The following is a 19,404-nucleotide window of genomic DNA, read 5'->3' on the forward strand; positions in this document are numbered from 1 at the left end:
GTCCTTCAGGGCTGTTTGTTGCGGGTTGGGTGAACGACGTGCAGAAAGTGTTCGGCAACGTCGAGCATACGGTTGGCAAAACCCCATTCGTTGTCGAACCAGGCCAGCAGGTTCACCAGGCGGGGGCCGGAAACGCGGGTCTGGCTGGCATCGACAATCGCCGAATGCGGGTCATGGTTGAAATCACAGCTGGCGTGCGGCAGCTCGGTGTAGGCCAGCAAGCCTTTCAGCGGGCCTTCCAGCGCGGCCTCGCGCAGCACCCGGTTGACCTCGGCCGCACTGGTGTCGCGGGCGGTCTGCAGGGTGATGTCCAGGCACGAGACGTTGACGGTCGGTACACGTACCGCTTTGGCCTGGATTCGCCCGGCAAGTTCCGGGAGCAGGCGCTCGATGCCACGTGCCAGACCAGTGGACACCGGGATCACCGACTGGAAGGCCGAACGCGTGCGGCGCAGGTCTTCGTGGTGGTAGGCGTCGATTACCGGCTGGTCGTTCATCGCCGAGTGGATGGTGGTGATCTGCACGTACTCGATGCCGAACGCCTGGTCCAGCACACGTAGCAGCGGCACGCCGCAGTTGGTGGTACACGAGGCATTGGACACCAGGCGTTCGCTGCCGGTCAGGCAGGCCTGATTGATACCGTAGACCACCGTGGCGTCAACGTCGGCCTCGCTGGCCATGGGCTGCGAGAACAGCACACGTGGCGCGCCGGCGTCGAGGAAACGCTGGCCATCGGCACGGGTGTTATAGGCACCCGAGCACTCCAGTACCAGGTCGATACCCAGCGAGGCCCAGTCGATGCCTTCGGGGGTGGCACTGCGCATTACCTTCACGCAGTCGCCATTGATATGCAGACAGTCGCCGTCGACTTTCACCTCACCGGGGAACCGCCCGTGGGTGGAGTCGAAGCGTGTCAGGTATTCCAGGCTGGCCTGGTCGGCCAGGTCGTTCAGCGCGACGATCTCGAAACCGGCCTTCGCCCCCCGCTCGAACAGCGCGCGCAGGACACAGCGGCCGATGCGGCCATAACCGTTGAGTGCAACTTTGTAGGGACGCAGGTGGGACATAGGTAGCTCTTGAACTCCGGCAGTTGAACGGGGCCGCTGCGCGGCCCATTCGCGGCACAAGGCCGCTCCTACAGGGGACGGCGTATGCAATACCCTGTAGGAGCGGCCTTGTGCCGCGAACGAGGGCCAAAGGCCCTCGCCTTCCTTGTATCAGTCTTCCAGCAGCTCTTCGGCAGTGCCCAGGATGTTCTCCAGGGTGAAACCGAATTCTTCGAACAGTGCAGAGGCCGGGGCCGACTCACCGTAGGTGGTCATGCCAATGATACGACCTTCCAGGCCGACGTACTTGTACCAGAAGTCGGCATGGGCGGCTTCGATGGCGATGCGCGCCCCCACTTCCAACGGCAGCACGGACTGCTTGTAGGCAGCGTCCTGGGCGTCGAACACGCTAGTGCTTGGCATCGACACGACGCGCACCTTGCGGCCTTGCTCGGTCAGTTTGTCGAACGCCTGAACGGCAAGGCCCACTTCGGAACCGGTGGCGATCAGGATCAGCTCAGGCTCGCCAGCACAGTCTTTCAGCACGTAACCGCCACGGGCGATGTCAGCGATCTGCTGGGCGTCGCGGTCCTGGTGCTGCAGGTTCTGACGCGAGAAGATCAGCGCCGAAGGGCCATCCTTGCGCTCCAGGGCGTGCTTCCAGGAAACCGCCGACTCAACGGCGTCAGCGGGGCGCCAGGTGTCCAGGTTCGGCGTGCAGCGCAGGCTGGCCAGCTGCTCGATCGGCTGGTGAGTCGGGCCGTCTTCGCCCAGGCCGATGGAGTCGTGGGTGTAGACGTGGATCACACGCTGCTTCATCAGGGCAGACATGCGCACGGCGTTGCGGGCGTATTCCATGAACATCAGGAAGGTCGCGCCGTAAGGCACCAGGCCACCGTGCAGGGCAACGCCGTTCATGATGGCGGTCATGCCGAACTCGCGCACGCCGTAGTACATGTAGTTGCCATTGGCATCTTCATGGCTGACGCCCTTGCAACCTTTCCACAGGGTCAGGTTGGAGCCGGCCAGGTCGGCCGAGCCGCCCAGCAGTTCCGGCAGCAGCGGGCCGAAGGCGTTCAGGGTGTTCTGGCTGGCCTTGCGGCTGGCAATGGTCTCGCCCTTGGCCGCGACTTCAGCAATATAGGCAGCGGCTTTTTCCGCGAAGTCGGCTGGCAGCTCACCGCTCAGGCGGCGCTTGAGCTCGCTGGCCAGTTCCGGGAAGGCAGCAGCGTAAGCGTCGAAACGCGTGTTCCATTCCGCTTCCACCTTGGCACCGGCTTGCTTGGCATCCCACTCGGCGTAAATGTCCGCAGGGACTTCGAACGGACCGTGGTTCCAGTTCAGTTCCTTGCGCGCCAGGGCGATTTCGTCGTTGCCCAGCGGAGCACCGTGGCAGTCTTCCTTGCCCTGCTTGTTCGGCGAACCGAAACCGATGATGGTCTTGCAGCAGATCAGGGTCGGGCGATCGCTCTTGCGGGCGGTGTCGATGGCGGTACGGATCTCGTCGGCGTCGTGGCCATTGACGTTGCGGATCACCAGCCAGTTGTAGGACTCGAAACGCTTCGGCGTGTCGTCGGTGAACCAGCCTTCCACTTCACCGTCGATGGAGATGCCGTTGTCGTCGTAGAAGGCAACCAGCTTGTTCAGGCCCAGGGTGCCGGCCAGCGAGGCGACTTCGTGGGAGATGCCTTCCATCATGCAGCCGTCGCCCAGGAACACGTAGGTGTTGTGGTCGACGACGTTGTGGCCTTCACGGTTGAACTGGGCGCCCAGTACCTTCTCGGCCAGGGCGAAGCCCACGGCGTTGGCCAGGCCTTGGCCCAGCGGGCCGGTGGTGGTCTCCACACCCGGGGTGTAGCCGAACTCCGGGTGGCCCGGGGTACGGCTGTGCAGCTGGCGGAACGATTTGAGGTCATCGATGGTGACGTCGTAGCCGGTCAGGTGCAGCAGCGAGTAGATCAGCATCGAGCCGTGGCCGTTGGACAGCACGAAGCGGTCACGGTCGGCGAAACTCGGGTTGCTCGGGTTGTGCTTCAGATAGTCGCGCCAAAGCACTTCGGCGATATCCGCCATGCCCATGGGGGCACCTGGATGGCCGCTGTTGGCCTTTTGCACGGCATCCATGCTGAGTGCACGAATGGCGTTGGCACGTTCACGACGGCTGGGCATCGCTGATCTCCTGGGGGCTTGAATAGGTAGTGTTACGAAAAAGGCGGCCATTTTCGCCCACTGGGGGTGCTTGGGGCAATGACGTATGGTCGCAGTCGGGGGATTTTCCTGTGATTGGCATTCAATTCGGGGCAAAACCGGGTTAACCGTCCCGCCCATCACCCAATATCAAAACTTTTTGATATTGACCTTGCTAGGGCATCGATGCCTGTCTAGACTGCCGCCCCATGAACCTCCGTGCGCAATCGATTCCCGAGCAACGCGAAGCATTGGCCGCCCTGTGCAAAGCCAGTGGCGATGCGCTGCGCCTGAATGTTTTGCGCGCACTGGCCAACGATTCGTTCGGCGTGCTGGAGCTGGCGCAGATCTTCGACATCGGCCAGTCGGGCATGAGCCACCACCTGAAGGTGCTGGCCCAGGCCGAGCTGGTGGCAACCCGCCGCGAAGGTAACGCCATCTTCTATCGCCGTGCCCTGCCCGACGGCCTGCGCCTGGGCGGTCGGCTGCATGCGGCGCTGCTCGATGAAGTCGACGACCTGGTCCTGCCGCCCGATGTGCAGGCGCGGATCGCCCAGGTGCAGCAGCGCCGTGCGGCCACCAGCCAGGACTTCTTCCTGCGCGTTGAAGAAAAGTTTCGCGCCCAGCAAGACCTGATCGCCGGCCTGCCACAGTACCGCGAAAGCCTGCTTGCGCTACTCGACAAACTGCATTTCGACCCGGCGGCCAGCGCCCTGGAGGTCGGCCCCGGTGACGGCGGCTTCCTCCCCGACCTGGCCCGGCGCTTCGCCCAGGTGACCGCCCTGGACAACAGCCCGACCATGCTCGAACTGGCGCGCCAGGTGTGCCAGCGCGAGGGGCTCGACAACGTGAACCTGCAGTTGGCCGATGCACTGGGTGCAACGGATGTGGCCGCCGACTGCGTTGTGCTGAACATGGTGCTGCACCATTTCAGCGACCCGGCCCTGGCCTTGCGCCAGTTGGCCAAACGGGTGAAGGCAGGCGGTAGCCTGCTGGTCACCGAATTGTGCAGCCATGACCAGGGGTGGGCGCGGGACGCCTGCGGCGACCTGTGGCTTGGCTTTGAACAGGACGACCTGGCCCGCTGGGCCAACGCTGCCGGGCTGGCCCATGGGGACAGCCTGTACGTGGGCTTGCGTAACGGTTTCCAGATCCAGGTCCGCCATTTCCAGCGGACGGCTGGCGACATACACCATCGGTAAATTTCAGGAACCTTCGAGATGAGCGAATACTCCCTTTTCACCTCCGAGTCCGTGTCCGAAGGGCATCCGGACAAGATCGCCGACCAGATTTCGGACGCCGTCCTTGATGCCATCATCGCTCAGGACAAATACGCCCGCGTAGCGTGCGAAACCCTGGTCAAGACCGGTGTCGCCATCATCGCCGGCGAAGTCACCACTTCGGCCTGGGTCGATCTTGAAGACCTGGTGCGCAAGGTCATCATCGACATCGGCTACAACAGCTCGGACGTCGGCTTCGACGGTGCCACCTGCGCCGTGATGAACATCATCGGCAAGCAGTCGGTGGACATCGCCCAGGGCGTGGACCGCTCCAAGCCAGAAGACCAGGGCGCCGGTGACCAGGGCCTGATGTTCGGCTATGCCAGCAACGAAACCGAAGTGCTGATGCCGGCACCGATCTGCTTCTCGCACCGTCTGGTCGAGCGCCAGGCCGAAGCGCGCAAGTCCGGCCTGCTGCCGTGGCTGCGCCCGGATGCCAAGTCGCAGGTCACCTGCCGCTACGAAAACGGCAAGGTAGTCGGTATCGACGCCGTGGTGCTGTCGACCCAGCACAACCCGGAGGTGTCGCAGAAAGACCTGCAAGAAGCCGTGATGGAGCTGATCGTCAAGCACACCCTGCCTGCCGAGTTGCTGCACAAGGGCACCCAGTACCACATCAACCCGACCGGCAACTTCATCATCGGTGGACCGGTGGGTGACTGTGGCCTGACCGGCCGCAAGATCATCGTCGACTCCTACGGCGGCATGGCCCGCCACGGTGGTGGCGCGTTCTCCGGCAAGGACCCGTCCAAGGTCGACCGTTCCGCTGCCTACGCCGGCCGCTACGTAGCCAAGAACATCGTTGCCGCCGGCCTGGCCGAGCGCTGCGAGATCCAGGTGTCGTACGCCATTGGCGTGGCCCAGCCGACCTCCATCTCGATCAACACCTTCGGCACCGGCAAGGTCTCCGACGACAAGATCATCCAGCTGGTGCGTGAGTGCTTCGACCTGCGTCCATACGCCATCACCACCATGCTCGACCTGCTGCACCCGATGTACCAGGAAACCGCTGCCTACGGCCACTTCGGCCGTACCCCGCAGCAGAAGACTGTCGGCGACGACACCTTCACCACCTTCACCTGGGAGCGCACCGACCGCGCCCAGTCGCTGCGTGACGCTGCCGGCCTGTAAGTTTTCCTGCAGCGCCAGACGAAAGCCCCTGCAGAGCAATCGGCAGGGGCTTTTTTGTGACATATCGGCTGACAATCGCGCGGCGGCAAGCGCCTGCGAACCTGCCTAGGCTGGAGGACTCACCCGCCATGCAAGGATGCTGGCCATGCCTTACCTGCTGCTTGTCCTGCTGTTTGCGCTACACACCCCACTGGCCAGCGCCACCTCATGCCCCGACTGGAAGCCGCAACAGGCCAGGTCCGAAGTTGCGCAATTGCGCGCCACGCTTGCCCGATGGGACGAGCACTACCATCGCCAGGGCGTTGCCCTGGTCGCCGATGAACTGTACGACCAAAGCCGCCAGCGCCTGAATCACCTGCAGCAGTGCTTCGCGGTTGGCAGCAGCACCTCCGCCTTGGCCAGCGCTCGCGGCCCGGTCCCCCACCCAGTGCCGCATACCGGCGTCGACAAGCTGGCAGACCGCCAGGCCGTGGCGCGATGGATGGCCGGCAAGACCGGCGTGTGGGTACAGCCCAAGGTCGACGGTGTTGCAGTTTCCCTCACTTACCAGCAGGGCCGATTGGTACAGCTGACCAGCCGGGGTGACGGTGTACACGGCCATGACTGGAGCCGACACATTCCAGAACTCGGCGCAATCACCCGACAGTTGCCCATGCCGGTAGACCTGCACTTGCAAGGTGAGCTGTATCTGCGCCTGAACGAACACGTACAAGCCAAGGCAGGCAGTGCCAACGCCCGCGGCACCGTGGCCGGGCTGCTCGCACGCAAGCAACTGTCCGCCGAGCAAGCGGACACGATCGGCCTGTTCGTGTGGAGCTGGCCGCAGGGCCCCGGGCAACAAGCAGAACGCCTCGCACAGCTGGCACAACTGGGGTTCCCGGACAGCCTGCGTTACAGCATCGCCATCGACACGCTGGAGGACGCAGCACACTGGCGTGAGCACTGGTACCGCTCCCCCCTGCCCTTTGCCACCGATGGTGTGATCCTGCGCCAGGGCAGCCGGCCGCCCGCGCAGCGCTGGCAAGCCAAGGCGCCATACTGGATCGCGGCCTGGAAATACCCCTATGTGCAAGCCTTGGCCGAGGTGCGCGACGTGCGCTTTAGGGTTGGCCGCACCGGCAGGGTCACGCCCATTGTGCATGTGCAGCCGGTAACCCTCGATGACCGGCGCATTTCCCAGGTAAGCCTTGGCTCGCTGGGGCGCTGGCAAGCCTTGGATATCCGCCCCGGCGACCAGGTGGCCATCAGCCTGGCCGGGCTGACCATTCCACGTCTGGACCACGTCGTGCACCGCGCTGTCGAGCGCCAGCCACTGGCCGTGCCTGCACCCGACCAGCATCATGCCCACAGCTGCTGGCAGGCCAGCGAAGGCTGTGAAGAGCAATTCATTGCCCGGCTTGCCTGGCTTGGCGGAAAACAAGGCCTGGCCTTGCCGCGTACCGGGCCCGGCACATGGCGCCGGCTGGTCGAAGCGGGCCTGGTAACGTCGATGACCGACTGGCTGCATCTCGATGCCGAGCGCCTGCAGCAAGTACCCGGCATAAGCAGCCTGACGGCGGCACAGCTGCTGGGCAGCTTCGACCAAGCGCGCTCACGCCCCTTCGATCAGTGGCTGCGCGGCATTGGCGCGCCCGTTAGCAAGCACCAACAACTGACAGGCGACTGGGCAGAGCTGGCGTCACGCAGTACCGGGCAATGGCAAACCGTGCCCGGCATCGGCGCAAAACGCTCGCGCCAACTTGTGGATTTCTTCGCGGCCCCTGAGGTGCAGGCCGTTGCTGCACGGTTGGCGAAAACCGGCATAGAGGGGTTCCCCGCGAGCCCCCAGCGCATTGAGCAATGATTTTTTACCATTTAGCTCGTAGGAAAAACCCGAGATTCAAGCCGAAAACCTCACCAAGGGTTCCTAAATGGGCAAAACCAAGGCAGGATTTCCACCAACTTTTGCTGCCCCGCCCCGTTCAGGAGGCTTTTCATGAAACGCATTTCGACTCTTATCCTGCTCGCATCACTGGGTTTGGCTGCGGGAGCTGTACAAGCGGCCCAGCCGGACCCAGGCCTGACCGGTTGCGCCGCCAAGCGCAGCGCCATCGAGAACCAGTTGAAAATCGCCCGCGACCACGGCAACAGCGACCAGGTCGCCGGGCTGGAGGAAGCACTGCGTGGCGTGGACAACTGCACCGACGCGAGCCTGCGCAAAGAGCGTGAGCAGAAGGTGCTGGATGCACGTCACGAAGTGGCGCAGCGGGAAAAAGACCTGAAGAAAGCCGAGAAAAAAGGCGACGCGGAGAAGATCAACAAGCGCAAGGACAAGCTTGCCGAATCGCGTAAGGAGCTGCAGGAAGCCGTGGACGATCTGGATCGCTAACAGCGATTTGCGTTGCCCTTACTGGCCTCATCGTCGGCAAGCCAGCTCCCACAGGTATCACACTGCCTTCAATTACTGCGCAGTACCTGTGGGAGCTGGCTTGCCGGCGATGAGGCCACAGCAGGCCATCAATGATTACGAAACTCGGTATGGCACGCCTTGCACGCCGCTTCGACCTTGTCCATCGGCGCTTTCAGCTGTGCAGCGTCCAGCGGCTGGCTGCGGCTGACATCGACCAGTTCGCCCGTGACGCTTTCCAGCTGCCGGGCCAGGTCATGAAAACGCGCCTGACGCTCCCATACCTCTGCGCGCGCGGCACTGTCACCGCCATCGCGCACCTGCGGAAAGTGCTGCCAGGGTTGATGCGACAGGCTGTCCAGCTTCAGCGCACCGTCGGCAAACTTCAGCCCGTCGAACGGCAACCGGCCACGCAGCATGCCGCCCAGGTCTTCACTGGTCTTGAGCATGTCCTTGAATATCACCTTGCGTTTGCCCAGTGGCGAGTTCGGGTCAACCCGGTCACAACCACTCAGGGCCAGGGCGGCCAGCAGAACAACGGTCAATCGCTTCAACATCACGCTCACTTCGGCCTACGCAAATGGGCGGCCAGTATCGCTGCCCAAGGGCCAAACACCAATAGCCACATAAAAAACAGGGGCGAATTTTCATGTTCGCCCATGACAGGAATGCACACATGACATCTGCCCTGCGCCACCTGGCCTGGACACTCCCAGTGCTGGCTTTGCTGGCCGGCTGCAACGGCGGCGAAGGCGCCAAGCCCGAGCCCCACGCCATCGCCACCTACGCCCCGGCCACCTGGAAAGACCTCCCCGCAGTCAGCGACGAAGACCTGCTGGCCGGTTTCTACGCCTGGCGCAGCGGCTGTGAGAAGCTCAAGCGCGACCCGGTGTGGGCCGCCACCTGCGAAGCGGCCGGCAGCGACACGGCGAGCGCTGCCCAGGTGCGTACCTTCCTTGAGCAGAATCTGCAGGTTTATGGCCTGCGCTCCGCCGAGAACAATGCCAACGGCCTGATTACCGGTTACTACGAGCCGGTCTACCCCGGCAGCCTGAGCCAATCGGCGACCAACCATGTGGCGGTTTACGGCCCCCCGGATGACATGATCGTGGTCGACCTGGCCAGCGTATACCCCGAGCTGAAGGGCAAGCGCCTGCGTGGTCGGCTCGATGGCCGGGTACTCAAACCATACGACACTGCCGAAGTGATCAACCGTAACGGCGTCAAGGCACCGGTGCTGGCCTGGCTGACCGACCCGATGGACCTGCAATTCCTGCAGATCCAGGGTTCGGGCCGGGTACAACTGGAAGACGGCCGTCAGCTGCGTCTGGGCTACGCCGATCAGAACGGCCACCCCTACCGGCCGATTGGCCGCTGGCTGGTGGAGCAGGGCCAGTTGAAAAAAGAAGAAGTGAGCATGGGTGCGATTCATGCCTGGGCCCAGGCCAACCCGCAGCGCGTACCGGAACTGCTGGCCAGCAACCCCAGCTACGTATTCTTCAGCACCCGCCCGGACAGCAACGAAGGCCCGCGCGGTTCCTTGAACGTACCGCTCACCGCCGGCTACAGCGTGGCGATCGACCGCAAGGTAATTCCGCTGGGTAGCCTGTTGTGGCTTTCCACCACGCGCCCGGACGGCTCGCCAGTGGTGCGCCCGGTGGGTGCGCAGGACACTGGTGGGGCGATTGCGGGTGAAGTGCGTGCCGACCTGTTCTGGGGCACCGGGCCGGAAGCCGGCGAGCTGGCGGGGAACATGAAGCAGCAGGGGCAGATCTGGATGCTCTGGCCTAAAGGCCAGCCACTACCTGAGGTACCTAAGGTACCTTGATCGGTGTTGCCTTCTTCGCGGGCAAGCCCGCGAAGAAGGCAACGCGGTTTCAGATGGAAACCACGAAGAACGACACGATAATTGCCAACCCGGCAAACCACACCAGCGAGCGCAAGGCCGCCCAATCGGCCAGGTAGCAGATGATGTAAAGCAAGCGGCTGGTGATGTACATCACCCCCAGCACATCCTGCGTCACCTGCTCGGCATTACCGACGATATCCGCCACCAGCACCGCAGCCGCAAACGCCGGAAATGCCTCGTAGCCATTCTGCTGCGCCGCATGGGCACGCCGTGGCAAGCCCGACAAGGTATCAAGGAAGGCTCGCGGGTCGTGATTGTCCTTGAGGCCGAACCGGCCGCTGGCCACCTTGGCGATCAAGGCACACAGCGGGTTCAGCAGCAGCGCGATCAGGATGCACCACAGGGCAACGGTCATGCTCAGACTCCTTGTTCGATAATGGGTTAGAGCTTCATCACCAGCATGCCTGCCAGGACCAGCCCGCAAGCTAGGAGTCTCGGCCCGCCAAAAGGTTCTTTGAGGTAGCGCATACCCAGCAGCACCACCAGTATCACGCTCAACTCCCGCAATGCGGCCGCCTCGGCCACTGACCCCAGGTGCATGGCCCACAACACCAGGGCATAACTGAACAATACGCAGAACCCTACCGCCAGCCCGAGCCGCCATTGGGTACGCCAGAACAGTACAAACGGCGCCCGCCGCGCTATGCCAGCCAACAACGGAAATTGCCAAGCACTGAGCAGGGTCAGCCACACCAGGTAATCCCATGGTTTGCCCCACAGTCGCACGGCCTGGCCGTCGAACCAGGTGTAGCAACCAATGCACAGGCCAATCAACGCAACCACCGGTAACATCGACCAGGGCAGCCGCTCACCGCCGCCGCCCTGCCACAACAGGCAGGCCATTCCACAGGGGATCAACAGGATACCGATGATCTGCTGCTGGCTCAGCGACTCCCCGGCGAAGGCCAGGGTCAGCCCCAGCACCACCAGCGGCGACAGCCCGCGCATCAGAGGATAGACCAGCCCCAGGTCGCCCACTTGGTAGGCTTTTATCAGCAGGTAGCGGTACAGCTGCTCGGCCAACGCTGATGCTATCAACCAGGGCCATATTTCAGCTGGCGGCACATCGACGAAGGATACCGCCAGCACCGCGAACACCAGGGCCACCGTGTCCATGCTGGCGATCACCAGCAAGCGCTCGCCGCTGAATTTGATCAGGGTATTCCAGGTCGCATGCAGCAAGGCGGCGACCAGCACCAGGGATGTTGCCAACACGCCTTCTTATCCTTAATGGCTTTTTATTGATGTGAATATATAGCGTTCAGGGGCCGCTGTGCGGCCCAATCGCCGGCAAGCCAGCTCCCACATTGTGGACTGCCCCCAGGAAGTTGGACACCAATCCAATTTCTTGGGGTGTTCACATGAGCAAGTACTCAGATCAATTCAAGCTCACCGCCGTCCAGGCCTACCTGGAGGGTGGTGAAGGATTTAGAACAGTAGCTCGGCGATTTGCAGTGGACTTCAGCCTGCTGCGGCGCTGGTTCTCCGCTTTCCAGAAGCATGGTCAGTTCAGCCTGCGCAAAACCGGCCAGCGGTACAGCACGGCCTACAAGCGCTCAGTCCTTGAGTACATGCACAAGCATCAGCTTTCCTTGCGCCAGACCGCCGCCCATTTTGGTCTTGGTCAGTCCTCGCAGATAGGCATTTGGGCGCGGCAGCACTACAGTGGGAGTCTGGATTTACCTGCTCCCAAGAGAAGAAAACCCGCTGCCATGTCGAAAAAGCCTTACCCCATAAAACCTACGACGTCCGATGACACCGATAAAAGCCGCGACCAGTTGCTGGCTGAGCTTGAGTGGCTGCGTATGGAGAACGCTTACCTAAAAAAGCTGGAAGAACTGAAGAAGCAGGAGCGAAGTCAGCCCAAAAAGCCCTGATCGTGTCGGCGCTCAAGGACAGGTTTCCCTTGGCCGCCGTTCTGCAACTGGCTGACTTACCTCGCAGCACGTTCTATTACCAACTTCAGGCGCAGGCCAAACCTGACAAGCATGCTGTCCTGAAACAGCTGATTCAGCGTGTCTATCACGAGGAAAAAGGGCTCTACGGTTACCGGCGTGTGACGGCGGTGATCCGCAACGCCGGCACCTTGGTTAACAAGAAGGTCGTAGAACGCTTGATGGTCGCGCTTGATCTTCGCTCACTCGTACGGCCCAAAAAGTATCGGTCGTACAAGGGCGTCGTCGGCACTATCGCGCCTAACCTGCTGGAGCGAAACTTCCTCGCGCAGCGCCCGAATCAGAAGTGGGTGACCGATGTGACCGAGTTTAAAGTAGCTGAGAAAAAGGTCTATCTCTCTCCTGTGATGGACTTGTACAACGCCGAAATCGTGGCATACGAAGTGGCCAGCAGGCCTTGCCTCGGGCTGGTTACCAACATGCTGGACAAGGCCTTCAAGCGCCTGGGAAACAAGCCGAAGCTGGTGCTTCACTCGGATCAAGGGTGGCACTACCAGCACTCCCAGTACCGCCATAAGCTGGCAGAGCGAGGACTGAACCAGAGCATGTCACGCAAAGGAAACTGCCTGGACAATGCGGCAATGGAGAGCTTTTTTGGTACGCTTAAGTCCGAGTTTTTCTACCTGAAGCGTTTCGAGAGCGTTGAAGAACTGAAAGCCGGTCTGGACGAGTACATCCACTACTACAACCATGACCGCATCAAGCTAAAGCTCAATGGCATGAGCCCTGTGGAATACAGGGCCCATGCTGCTGAGTCTGCTAGCTGAAACTGTCCAACTTTTGGGGGGCAGTCCATTGACCGCGCCGCTTTCAAGGATAATGCCCTACATGTGGGAGCTGGCTTGCCGGCGATTGGGCTGCGCAGCAGCCCCTTACATGGGAACGATTTGGACTAATTGGGTCAAACCTTGTGTCCCGAACCCCGCGCCAGGTCATCAAAGAACTGCCCGAGCCATTCGGGTAACGACTTGGAAGCCACTGTCACAGGATTCGGGATGCTTGAATTAGTTGCCGCGTTTATCTGCCTCACCACCCTCCTCACCTATGTAAATTACCGCTTCATCGGCCTGCCCCCCGCCATTGGCGTGATGGTCACGGCGCTGCTGTTCTCCCTGATGCTGCAGGGCCTGAGCCTGATCGGCTTCCCTGGCCTGGAAGAACGCGTCGAAGGGCTGATGAACCAGATCGATTTCAACGACCTGCTGATGCACTGGATGCTGGCGTTCCTGCTGTTTGCCGGCGCACTGCACGTGAACCTCAGCGATCTGCGCAGTTACCGCTGGCCGATCGGTTTGCTCGCGACAATCGGGGTGCTGATTGCCACCGTGGTCATCGGTTACCTGTCGCACTGGGTATTCGCGATGTTCGGCTGGCAAGTGCCGCTGATCTACTGCCTGCTGTTCGGTGCGCTGATCTCGCCTACCGACCCGATTGCCGTGCTGGGCGCGCTGCGTACCGCCAACGCCTCCAAACCGCTGAAAACCACCATCGTCGGTGAGTCGCTGTTCAACGATGGCACCGCGGTGGTGGTGTTCACCGTGTTGCTGGGCATCATTCAGCTGGGTGAAACGCCGAGCATGACCGACACGGCGATCCTGTTCGCCCGCGAGGCCATAGGCGGCGTGGTGTTTGGTGGCCTGATCGGCTACGCCACCTACCGCATGATCAAGAGCATCGAGCAGTACCAGGTGGAAGTCATGCTGACCCTGGCGCTGGTCATCGGCGGCTCGGCCATGTGTTACGAGCTGCACGTCTCTGCGCCGATCGCCATGGTGGTGGCCGGCCTGATCATCGGCAACCTGGGCCGCAACCTGGCGATGAACGACATGACCCGTCGCTACATGGACGGTTTCTGGGAGCTGATCGATGACATGCTCAACGCCCTGCTGTTCGCGCTGATCGGCCTGGAGCTGCTGCTGTTGCCGTTCAACTGGATGCACCTGGCGGCCGGCAGTGTGCTGGCGCTGGCGGTGCTGCTGTCGAGGCTGCTGACCGTGGCCCCGGCCATTGTGTTGCTGCGCCGCTGGCGCCCGGTGCCCAAAGGCACGGTGCGGGTGCTGACCTGGGGCGGCCTGCGTGGCGGGGTGTCGGTGGCACTGGCGCTGTCGCTGCCACTGGGCGCGGAGCGTGACCTGCTGCTGTCGATCACCTACATCGTGGTGTTGTCGTCGATCCTGGTGCAGGGCTTGAGCATCGGGCGGGTGGTGCGCAAGGTCAGCGCCCAGCCTTGAGAATGCCGGGGCCGCTTTGCGGCCCCAGAAAATCGTCACTCGACTGCCGAATCCGGGAACTGGTCCTGGACATACTTGATCTCGGTGCGCCCGTGCGCTGCCGGCAAGCCGTCTTCACCGAGATTGACGAACACCATCTTGTCGACGGTCAGAATGCTCTTGCGGGTGATCTTGTTGCGCACTTCGCACTTGAGGGTGATCGAGGTGCGGCCGAACTCTGTGGCAGTGATGCCCAGCTCGATGATGTCACCCTGGCGCGAAGCACTGACGAAGTTGATTTCCGATATGTATTTGGTCACGACGCGCTGGTTGCCCAGCTGGACGATGGCGTAGATGGCCGCCTCTTCGTCGATCCAGCGCAACAGGCTGCCACCGAACAGGGTGCCATTGGGGTTGAGGTCTTCGGGTTTAACCCACTTGCGGGTGTGAAAGTTCATCTGTACTCCTGACCTGCTTGGCTAACGTGTAGCAATGATGGCAGAGCGGCTGCCTTCGCTCCATTGAACATCGACTATCGTCGCGATTAATCGACGGAAAACCTTGGGCAAGCCGGCGGGGGCAGCTATAATCTGCGCCGTTTTACATGGTTGCCCACAGCGGTGCCATGCCCGCCACCTGTCCGAGGGGCGCTGCAGCAGGCTAGGCCTGTCAGGCTCGGATGGGGCGTTGCTCGCTCCCGCGAGCGCTTAACGCACAACGGCGCCCATTCGCACATTACGAATGGAGGCTCTCATGAGCGCTGCAAACATGCCTGCTGGTTTTACCGATTACAAAGTCGCCGACATCTCCCTGGCCGCCTGGGGCCGTCGCGAAATCATTATTGCCGAATCGGAAATGCCTGCGCTGATGGGCCTGCGTCGCAAGTACCTGGCCGAGCAACCGCTCAAGGGTGCGAAGATCCTGGGCTGCATCCACATGACCATCCAGACCGCCGTGCTGATCGAAACCCTGGTTGCCCTGGGTGCCGAAGTGCGCTGGTCGTCCTGCAACATTTTCTCGACTCAAGACCAGGCCGCCGCTTCGATCGCCGCCGCCGGTATCCCGGTGTTCGCCTGGAAAGGTGAAACCGAAGAAGAGTACGAGTGGTGCCTGGAGCAGACCATCCTGAAAGATGGCCAGCCATGGGACGCCAACATGATCCTCGACGACGGTGGTGACCTGACCGAACTGCTGCACAAGAAGTACCCGCAGGTACTGGACCGCGTGCACGGCGTGACCGAAGAGACCACCACCGGCGTACACCGCCTGCTGGACATGCTGGCCAAGGGCGAGCTGAAAGTCCCGGCGATCAACGTCAACGACTCGGTCACCAAGAGCAAGAACGACAACAAGTACGGCTGCCGTCACAGCCTGAACGATGCCATCAAGCGTGGTACCGACCACCTGCTGTCGGGCAAGCAGGCCCTGGTTATCGGCTACGGTGACGTGGGCAAGGGCTCGGCCCAGTCCCTGCGTCAGGAAGGCATGATCGTCAAGGTCACCGAAGTTGACCCGATCTGCGCCATGCAAGCCTGCATGGACGGCTTCGAGCTGGTCTCGCCGTTCATCGACGGTATCAACGACGGCACCGAAGCCAGCATCGACAAGGCCCTGCTGGGCAAGATCGACCTGATCGTCACCACCACCGGTAACGTCAACGTCTGCGATGCCAACATGCTCAAGGCCCTGAAGAAGCGTGCCGTGGTCTGCAACATCGGCCACTTCGACAATGAGATCGACACCGCCTTCATGCGCAAGAACTGGGCCTGGGAAGAGGTCAAGCCGCAGGTACACAAGATCCACCGTACCGGCGCTGGCAGCTTCGACCCGCAGAACGACGACTACCTGATCCTGCTGGCCGAAGGCCGTCTGGTCAACCTGGGTAACGCCACTGGCCACCCAAGCCGCATCATGGACGGTTCGTTCGCCAACCAGGTGCTGGCACAGATCTTCCTGTTCGAGCAGAAGTACGCCGACCTGTCGGCCGAGAAGAAAGCCGAGCGCCTGACTGTTGAAGTACTGCCGAAGAAACTCGACGAAGAAGTGGCCCTGGAAATGGTCCGCGGCTTCGGCGGCGTGGTTACCAAGCTGACCAAGCAGCAAGCCGACTACATCGGCGTGACCGTCGAGGGCCCGTTCAAGCCGCACGCCTACCGCTACTAAGTAGTCGCAGGCAACGCTTCGCAACGATGCCCAAGCCAGGCCGGCCCACACCGCCCTGGCTTTTACTTGCAGCCTGCCGCTTGAAGCAGGCTGCTTGAGGAACGAGTAATGTCACAAGAACGCCGCTACAGTTTCGAGTTCTTCCCGACCAAGACCGACGCCGGTCACGAAAAGCTGATGGGCGTCGCCCGCCAGCTGGCCACCTACAACCCGGACTTCTTCTCCTGCACCTACGGTGCCGGTGGCTCGACCCGCGACCGCACGCTGAACACCGTGCTGCAGCTGGAAAGCGAAGTGAAGGTACCGGCCGCACCGCACCTGTCGTGCGTGGGCGACTCCAAGGACGACTTGCGCGCCCTGCTGGCGGAATACAAGGCTGCCGGCATCAAGCGCATCGTCGCCCTGCGTGGCGACCTGCCATCGGGCATGGGCATGGCCAGTGGCGAACTGCGCTACGCCAGTGACCTGGTCGAGTTCATCCGCCAGGAAACTGCTGACCACTTCCACCTGGAAGTGGCCGCTTACCCGGAAATGCACCCACAGGCGCGCAATTTCGAAACCGACCTGGCCAACTTCGTGCACAAGGTCAAGGCTGGCGCCGACAGCGCCATCACCCAGTACTTCTTCAACGCCGACAGCTACTTCTACTTCGTCGAGCGCACACAGAAGCTGGGCGTGGACATCCCGGTGGTACCCGGCATCATGCCGATAACCAACTACAGCAAGCTGGCGCGCTTCTCCGACGCCTGTGGCGCCGAGATCCCGCGCTGGATCCGCAAGCAGCTGGAAGCCTATGCCGACGACACCGCCAGCATCCAGGCATTTGGCGAAGAAGTGATTACCCGCATGTGCGAACAGCTGCTGCAAGGCGGCGCACCGGGCCTGCACTTCTACACCTTGAACCAGGCCGAGCCAAGCCTGGCGATCTGGAACAACCTGAAGCTGCCGCGCTGAAACTTTTTGGCAAAGTCTGCTTAAGAAATGATTAAGGCTTTGGTCATAGACTAAAGCCTTATTCATTTCCGGGTTACAGGTCTTGCCAGCCATGCAGCATCCCCAGCCATCGCGCCCACAACTTGTCTACCTGGCTTTTGGTCCGGCAACCTACCATCAGGAAGCCTGCTTCAGCATCGTCAGCGCCCTCGCCCACCTGGGGCCGGCAGCAGGCGAAGCCATGGACATCCAGGTATACACCGACAACCCGCAGCCCTACGCCAGGCTGCCCGTCACGGTCCACTTGCTGGACGAAGCCACGCGCCAGGCATGGAACGCCCCACACGGTTATCATTTTCGCAGCAAGCATGTGCTGCTGCGCCAAGTGCTGCAGCAACACCCGCTGGCCGTGCTGATCGACACCGACACCTTCTTCCGCACATCGCCGCTGCAGCTGTTCGCCCGGGTGGCCCCTGGCAAGCTGCTGTGCAATGCCATCGGCCCACGCTATGGTGCGAACCAGAAGTGCCTGCTGTACAAGAGCCTGCTGTCCATATTGCAAGCCCGGGGCCTGGCCGACTGCCAGATGCCACTGGTCAACTCTGGGGTAATCGGCCTCACGGCAGCGGACGCCAGCACCCTGGACCGTTCCATCGACATGATGGACGAGTTCCACCCGCTGGCGCGCGAGGCGTACACACTCGAAGAGTTCTGCCTGGCGGTGGCGGCCTACCGCAAACTGGAGCTGGCCGAGTGCACCGATGTCATTCACCACTACTGGAGCCGCAAGGCGCAGTTCCGCGCCAAGATCCAGGCCTGGTTGCGCAAGCACGGCCATGACCCGCTGAGCCAGGCGGCGCTGGCCGACGTCGCCTTGGTCAATGACCAGCTACCACGGCCGCCTGCCCTGCACCGCCTGGGCTACAAGGCGCTGAGCCTGACCCTGCCGCGCCACGAACGCCAGTTTGCCCGCGAGCTGTTGTATGGGTGCTACCCCTACCCCAACGAATTCGACCTCGCCTGCGCGCCGGCCTGGTGGGACAAGGCCCTGGAGAACCTCAATGCCCGTCATGGCCAGATGCAGCCCGAGCAACTGCGCCAGTGCTTGCGCCACCCGGGGTTGCGCCTGTCGTTGGGCGAACGGCGCAAAGAGATCGAGGTGCATCTGCTCAGAGCATCGCAAGGCTGATACGCCCGCCACCCCATTGCCTTACATCGTCCCTGCGGGAGCGGGCATGCCCGCTCCCGCAGATCAGTATCTGAGCAGGACAATTACCCCACAAGATCGCGGCCGCTTTGAATATCAGGCCTCTGGCCTTGATTCGGCCGAGCGCGTAATCTCCGGCCATGCCACTCGTCGCCCGCCTGTTCTGGATCCTGCTGCTCGCCTGCCTGAGCCCGTTGGCCCTGGGCGAGCGCCTGCGCCTGGTATCCGATGACTGGGCGCCCTACATTTATCAGCACGATGGCCAACCACGCGGTATCGACTACGAAGTCACCACCGAGGTATTAAAACGCCTGGGTGTCGAAGTGGAATGGCAGTTCCTGCCGTGGAAGCGCTGCCTGGCAATGATCGAGCAAGGTCTGGCCGACGGCATTCTGGACATCTTCCAGAGCGAAACCCGGCGCCCCTATCTGGTGTACGCCCCCGAGCCCTTGTCGGAGGTCGAGTTCGTGCTGTTCCAGGCCCGTGCACGCCGCCATGCCGTGGCCGGGCCTGAAGACCTCACAGGCCTCACCGTAGGCACCTCGCCCGGCTACGCCTATGGCGCTGCGTTCAACCTGGCCACGCATTTTCGACGTGAAGCGGCGCCGACACAGGAAGCCAACTTCGGCAAACTGCTGCTGGGCCGTATCGACCTGGCAATCACCGACCGCGTGGTCGGGCATTACCTGATCCAGCAGCTGGGCATGGAGCAGCAAGTCGAGGAACTGCCGCTGGTGATCAACCGCCAGGCCCAGTACCTGGGGCTGGTGCGCAAACCGGGGCGCGAAACACTGGCCCTGGCCTTTGCCGAAGAACTGCAGCGTTTCAAGCAGGAACCGGCCTTTGCCGCCATAAGCCACCGGTACACAGGCGACATCGGAAACATTCTCAACGCCGTTGAGCAGCAGGAAAGCAGCACAGCGCGATAGCTCTGTTATACTCGGGCCTTCCCGCCCGGCTCACGCCCGGACGCTCGGCCTCGCAACAGGCATCCCGA

At 62.2% G+C, this 19,404-nt stretch carries 17 protein-coding genes and 1 riboswitch; of the genes, 11 read left to right on the forward strand and 6 right to left on the reverse strand.

The features are described from left to right. Nucleotides 1-5: 5 nt before the first annotated feature. Both epd and tkt read right to left on the reverse strand, forming a co-directional pair. Nucleotides 6-1,067, reverse strand: a complete 1,062-nt coding sequence (epd, locus tag MRBLPB4O_RS25465) for an erythrose-4-phosphate dehydrogenase (RefSeq protein ID WP_049272988.1) — start codon at nucleotides 1,065-1,067, stop codon at nucleotides 6-8. A gap of 150 nt (nucleotides 1,068-1,217) precedes the next feature. Further along, nucleotides 1,218-3,215, reverse strand: a complete 1,998-nt coding sequence (gene tkt / locus MRBLPB4O_RS25470; RefSeq protein WP_341796945.1) for a transketolase — start codon at nucleotides 3,213-3,215, stop codon at nucleotides 1,218-1,220. Nucleotides 3,216-3,442: 227 nt separating this feature from the next. Between tkt and MRBLPB4O_RS25475 the strand changes: the two genes are divergently transcribed. The 4 genes from MRBLPB4O_RS25475 to MRBLPB4O_RS25490 all read left to right on the forward strand — a co-directional run bounded on the left by MRBLPB4O_RS25475 (nucleotide 3,443) and on the right by MRBLPB4O_RS25490 (nucleotide 8,012). Beyond that, nucleotides 3,443-4,435 (forward strand): metalloregulator ArsR/SmtB family transcription factor, encoded by a 993-nt coding sequence (locus MRBLPB4O_RS25475; protein ID WP_016501948.1) that lies wholly within the window; start codon nucleotides 3,443-3,445, stop codon nucleotides 4,433-4,435. 18 nt (nucleotides 4,436-4,453) lie between these two features. Then, nucleotides 4,454-5,644 carry a methionine adenosyltransferase gene (gene metK, locus MRBLPB4O_RS25480; RefSeq protein ID WP_003249375.1) on the forward strand — a complete coding sequence of 397 codons (1,191 nt, stop codon included), beginning with the start codon at nucleotides 4,454-4,456 and terminating at the stop codon, nucleotides 5,642-5,644. 145 nt (nucleotides 5,645-5,789) lie between these two features. Then, nucleotides 5,790-7,487: an NAD-dependent DNA ligase LigB gene (gene ligB, locus MRBLPB4O_RS25485; RefSeq protein WP_341796946.1), complete on the forward strand. Its 1,698-nt coding sequence runs from the start codon at nucleotides 5,790-5,792 to the stop codon at nucleotides 7,485-7,487. Between the two features lie 132 nt (nucleotides 7,488-7,619). Further along, nucleotides 7,620-8,012 (forward strand): DUF1090 domain-containing protein, encoded by a 393-nt coding sequence (locus tag MRBLPB4O_RS25490; RefSeq protein WP_063423366.1) that lies wholly within the window; start codon nucleotides 7,620-7,622, stop codon nucleotides 8,010-8,012. A gap of 128 nt (nucleotides 8,013-8,140) precedes the next feature. Here the strand turns inward: MRBLPB4O_RS25490 and MRBLPB4O_RS25495 are convergent, their stop codons facing one another. Next, nucleotides 8,141-8,587 (reverse strand): cytochrome c, encoded by a 447-nt coding sequence (locus MRBLPB4O_RS25495; RefSeq protein ID WP_016501951.1) that lies wholly within the window; start codon nucleotides 8,585-8,587, stop codon nucleotides 8,141-8,143. A 119-nt stretch (nucleotides 8,588-8,706) separates the two neighbouring features. On the opposite strand from MRBLPB4O_RS25495, the gene MRBLPB4O_RS25500 reads away from it, so the two are divergent. Continuing rightward, nucleotides 8,707-9,858, forward strand: a complete 1,152-nt coding sequence (locus MRBLPB4O_RS25500; RefSeq protein WP_341796947.1) for a murein transglycosylase A — start codon at nucleotides 8,707-8,709, stop codon at nucleotides 9,856-9,858. Between the two features lie 49 nt (nucleotides 9,859-9,907). Here MRBLPB4O_RS25500 and MRBLPB4O_RS25505 read toward each other — a convergent pair whose 3' ends face one another. Then, nucleotides 9,908-10,294, reverse strand: a complete 387-nt coding sequence (locus tag MRBLPB4O_RS25505; protein ID WP_016501953.1) for an MAPEG family protein — start codon at nucleotides 10,292-10,294, stop codon at nucleotides 9,908-9,910. A gap of 26 nt (nucleotides 10,295-10,320) precedes the next feature. Further along, entirely contained in the window at nucleotides 10,321-11,154 is an 834-nt protein-coding gene (locus MRBLPB4O_RS25510; protein WP_341796948.1) for a DMT family transporter, read from the reverse strand. A 146-nt stretch (nucleotides 11,155-11,300) separates the two neighbouring features. Between MRBLPB4O_RS25510 and MRBLPB4O_RS25515 the strand changes: the two genes are divergently transcribed. Further along, a protein-coding gene (locus MRBLPB4O_RS25515; RefSeq protein ID WP_341796297.1) for an IS3 family transposase occupies nucleotides 11,301-12,661 on the forward strand; the annotation gives its coding sequence in 2 pieces (ribosomal slippage) (nucleotides 11,301-11,769 and nucleotides 11,769-12,661; 1,362 coding nt in all). A 228-nt stretch (nucleotides 12,662-12,889) separates the two neighbouring features. Beyond that, nucleotides 12,890-14,125: a sodium:proton antiporter gene (locus MRBLPB4O_RS25520; RefSeq protein WP_049272981.1), complete on the forward strand. Its 1,236-nt coding sequence runs from the start codon at nucleotides 12,890-12,892 to the stop codon at nucleotides 14,123-14,125. Nucleotides 14,126-14,160: 35 nt separating this feature from the next. Here MRBLPB4O_RS25520 and MRBLPB4O_RS25525 read toward each other — a convergent pair whose 3' ends face one another. Further along, nucleotides 14,161-14,562: a hotdog domain-containing protein gene (locus MRBLPB4O_RS25525; protein ID WP_016501956.1), complete on the reverse strand. Its 402-nt coding sequence runs from the start codon at nucleotides 14,560-14,562 to the stop codon at nucleotides 14,161-14,163. A 178-nt stretch (nucleotides 14,563-14,740) separates the two neighbouring features. Next, a riboswitch (S-adenosyl-L-homocysteine riboswitch) is annotated at nucleotides 14,741-14,837 on the forward strand. Between the two features lie 20 nt (nucleotides 14,838-14,857). On the opposite strand from MRBLPB4O_RS25525, the gene ahcY reads away from it, so the two are divergent. The 4 genes from ahcY (at nucleotide 14,858) to MRBLPB4O_RS25545 (ending at nucleotide 19,336) form a co-directional block, all read left to right on the forward strand. Further along, nucleotides 14,858-16,267, forward strand: coding sequence for an adenosylhomocysteinase (gene ahcY / locus MRBLPB4O_RS25530; RefSeq protein ID WP_341796949.1), 1,410 nt, complete (start codon nucleotides 14,858-14,860; stop codon nucleotides 16,265-16,267). Nucleotides 16,268-16,375: 108 nt separating this feature from the next. Then, entirely contained in the window at nucleotides 16,376-17,221 is an 846-nt protein-coding gene (gene metF, locus MRBLPB4O_RS25535) for a methylenetetrahydrofolate reductase [NAD(P)H] (RefSeq protein ID WP_341796950.1), read from the forward strand. Nucleotides 17,222-17,312: 91 nt separating this feature from the next. Then, entirely contained in the window at nucleotides 17,313-18,389 is a 1,077-nt protein-coding gene (locus MRBLPB4O_RS25540) for a hypothetical protein (protein WP_341796951.1), read from the forward strand. A 158-nt stretch (nucleotides 18,390-18,547) separates the two neighbouring features. Continuing rightward, nucleotides 18,548-19,336, forward strand: a complete 789-nt coding sequence (locus MRBLPB4O_RS25545) for a transporter substrate-binding domain-containing protein (RefSeq protein WP_341796952.1) — start codon at nucleotides 18,548-18,550, stop codon at nucleotides 19,334-19,336. Nucleotides 19,337-19,404: the final 68 nt, after the last annotated feature.

This window comes from Pseudomonas sp. LPB4.O (assembly GCF_038383825.1).
Classification (GTDB): Bacteria; Pseudomonadota; Gammaproteobacteria; order Pseudomonadales; family Pseudomonadaceae; genus Aquipseudomonas; species Aquipseudomonas putida.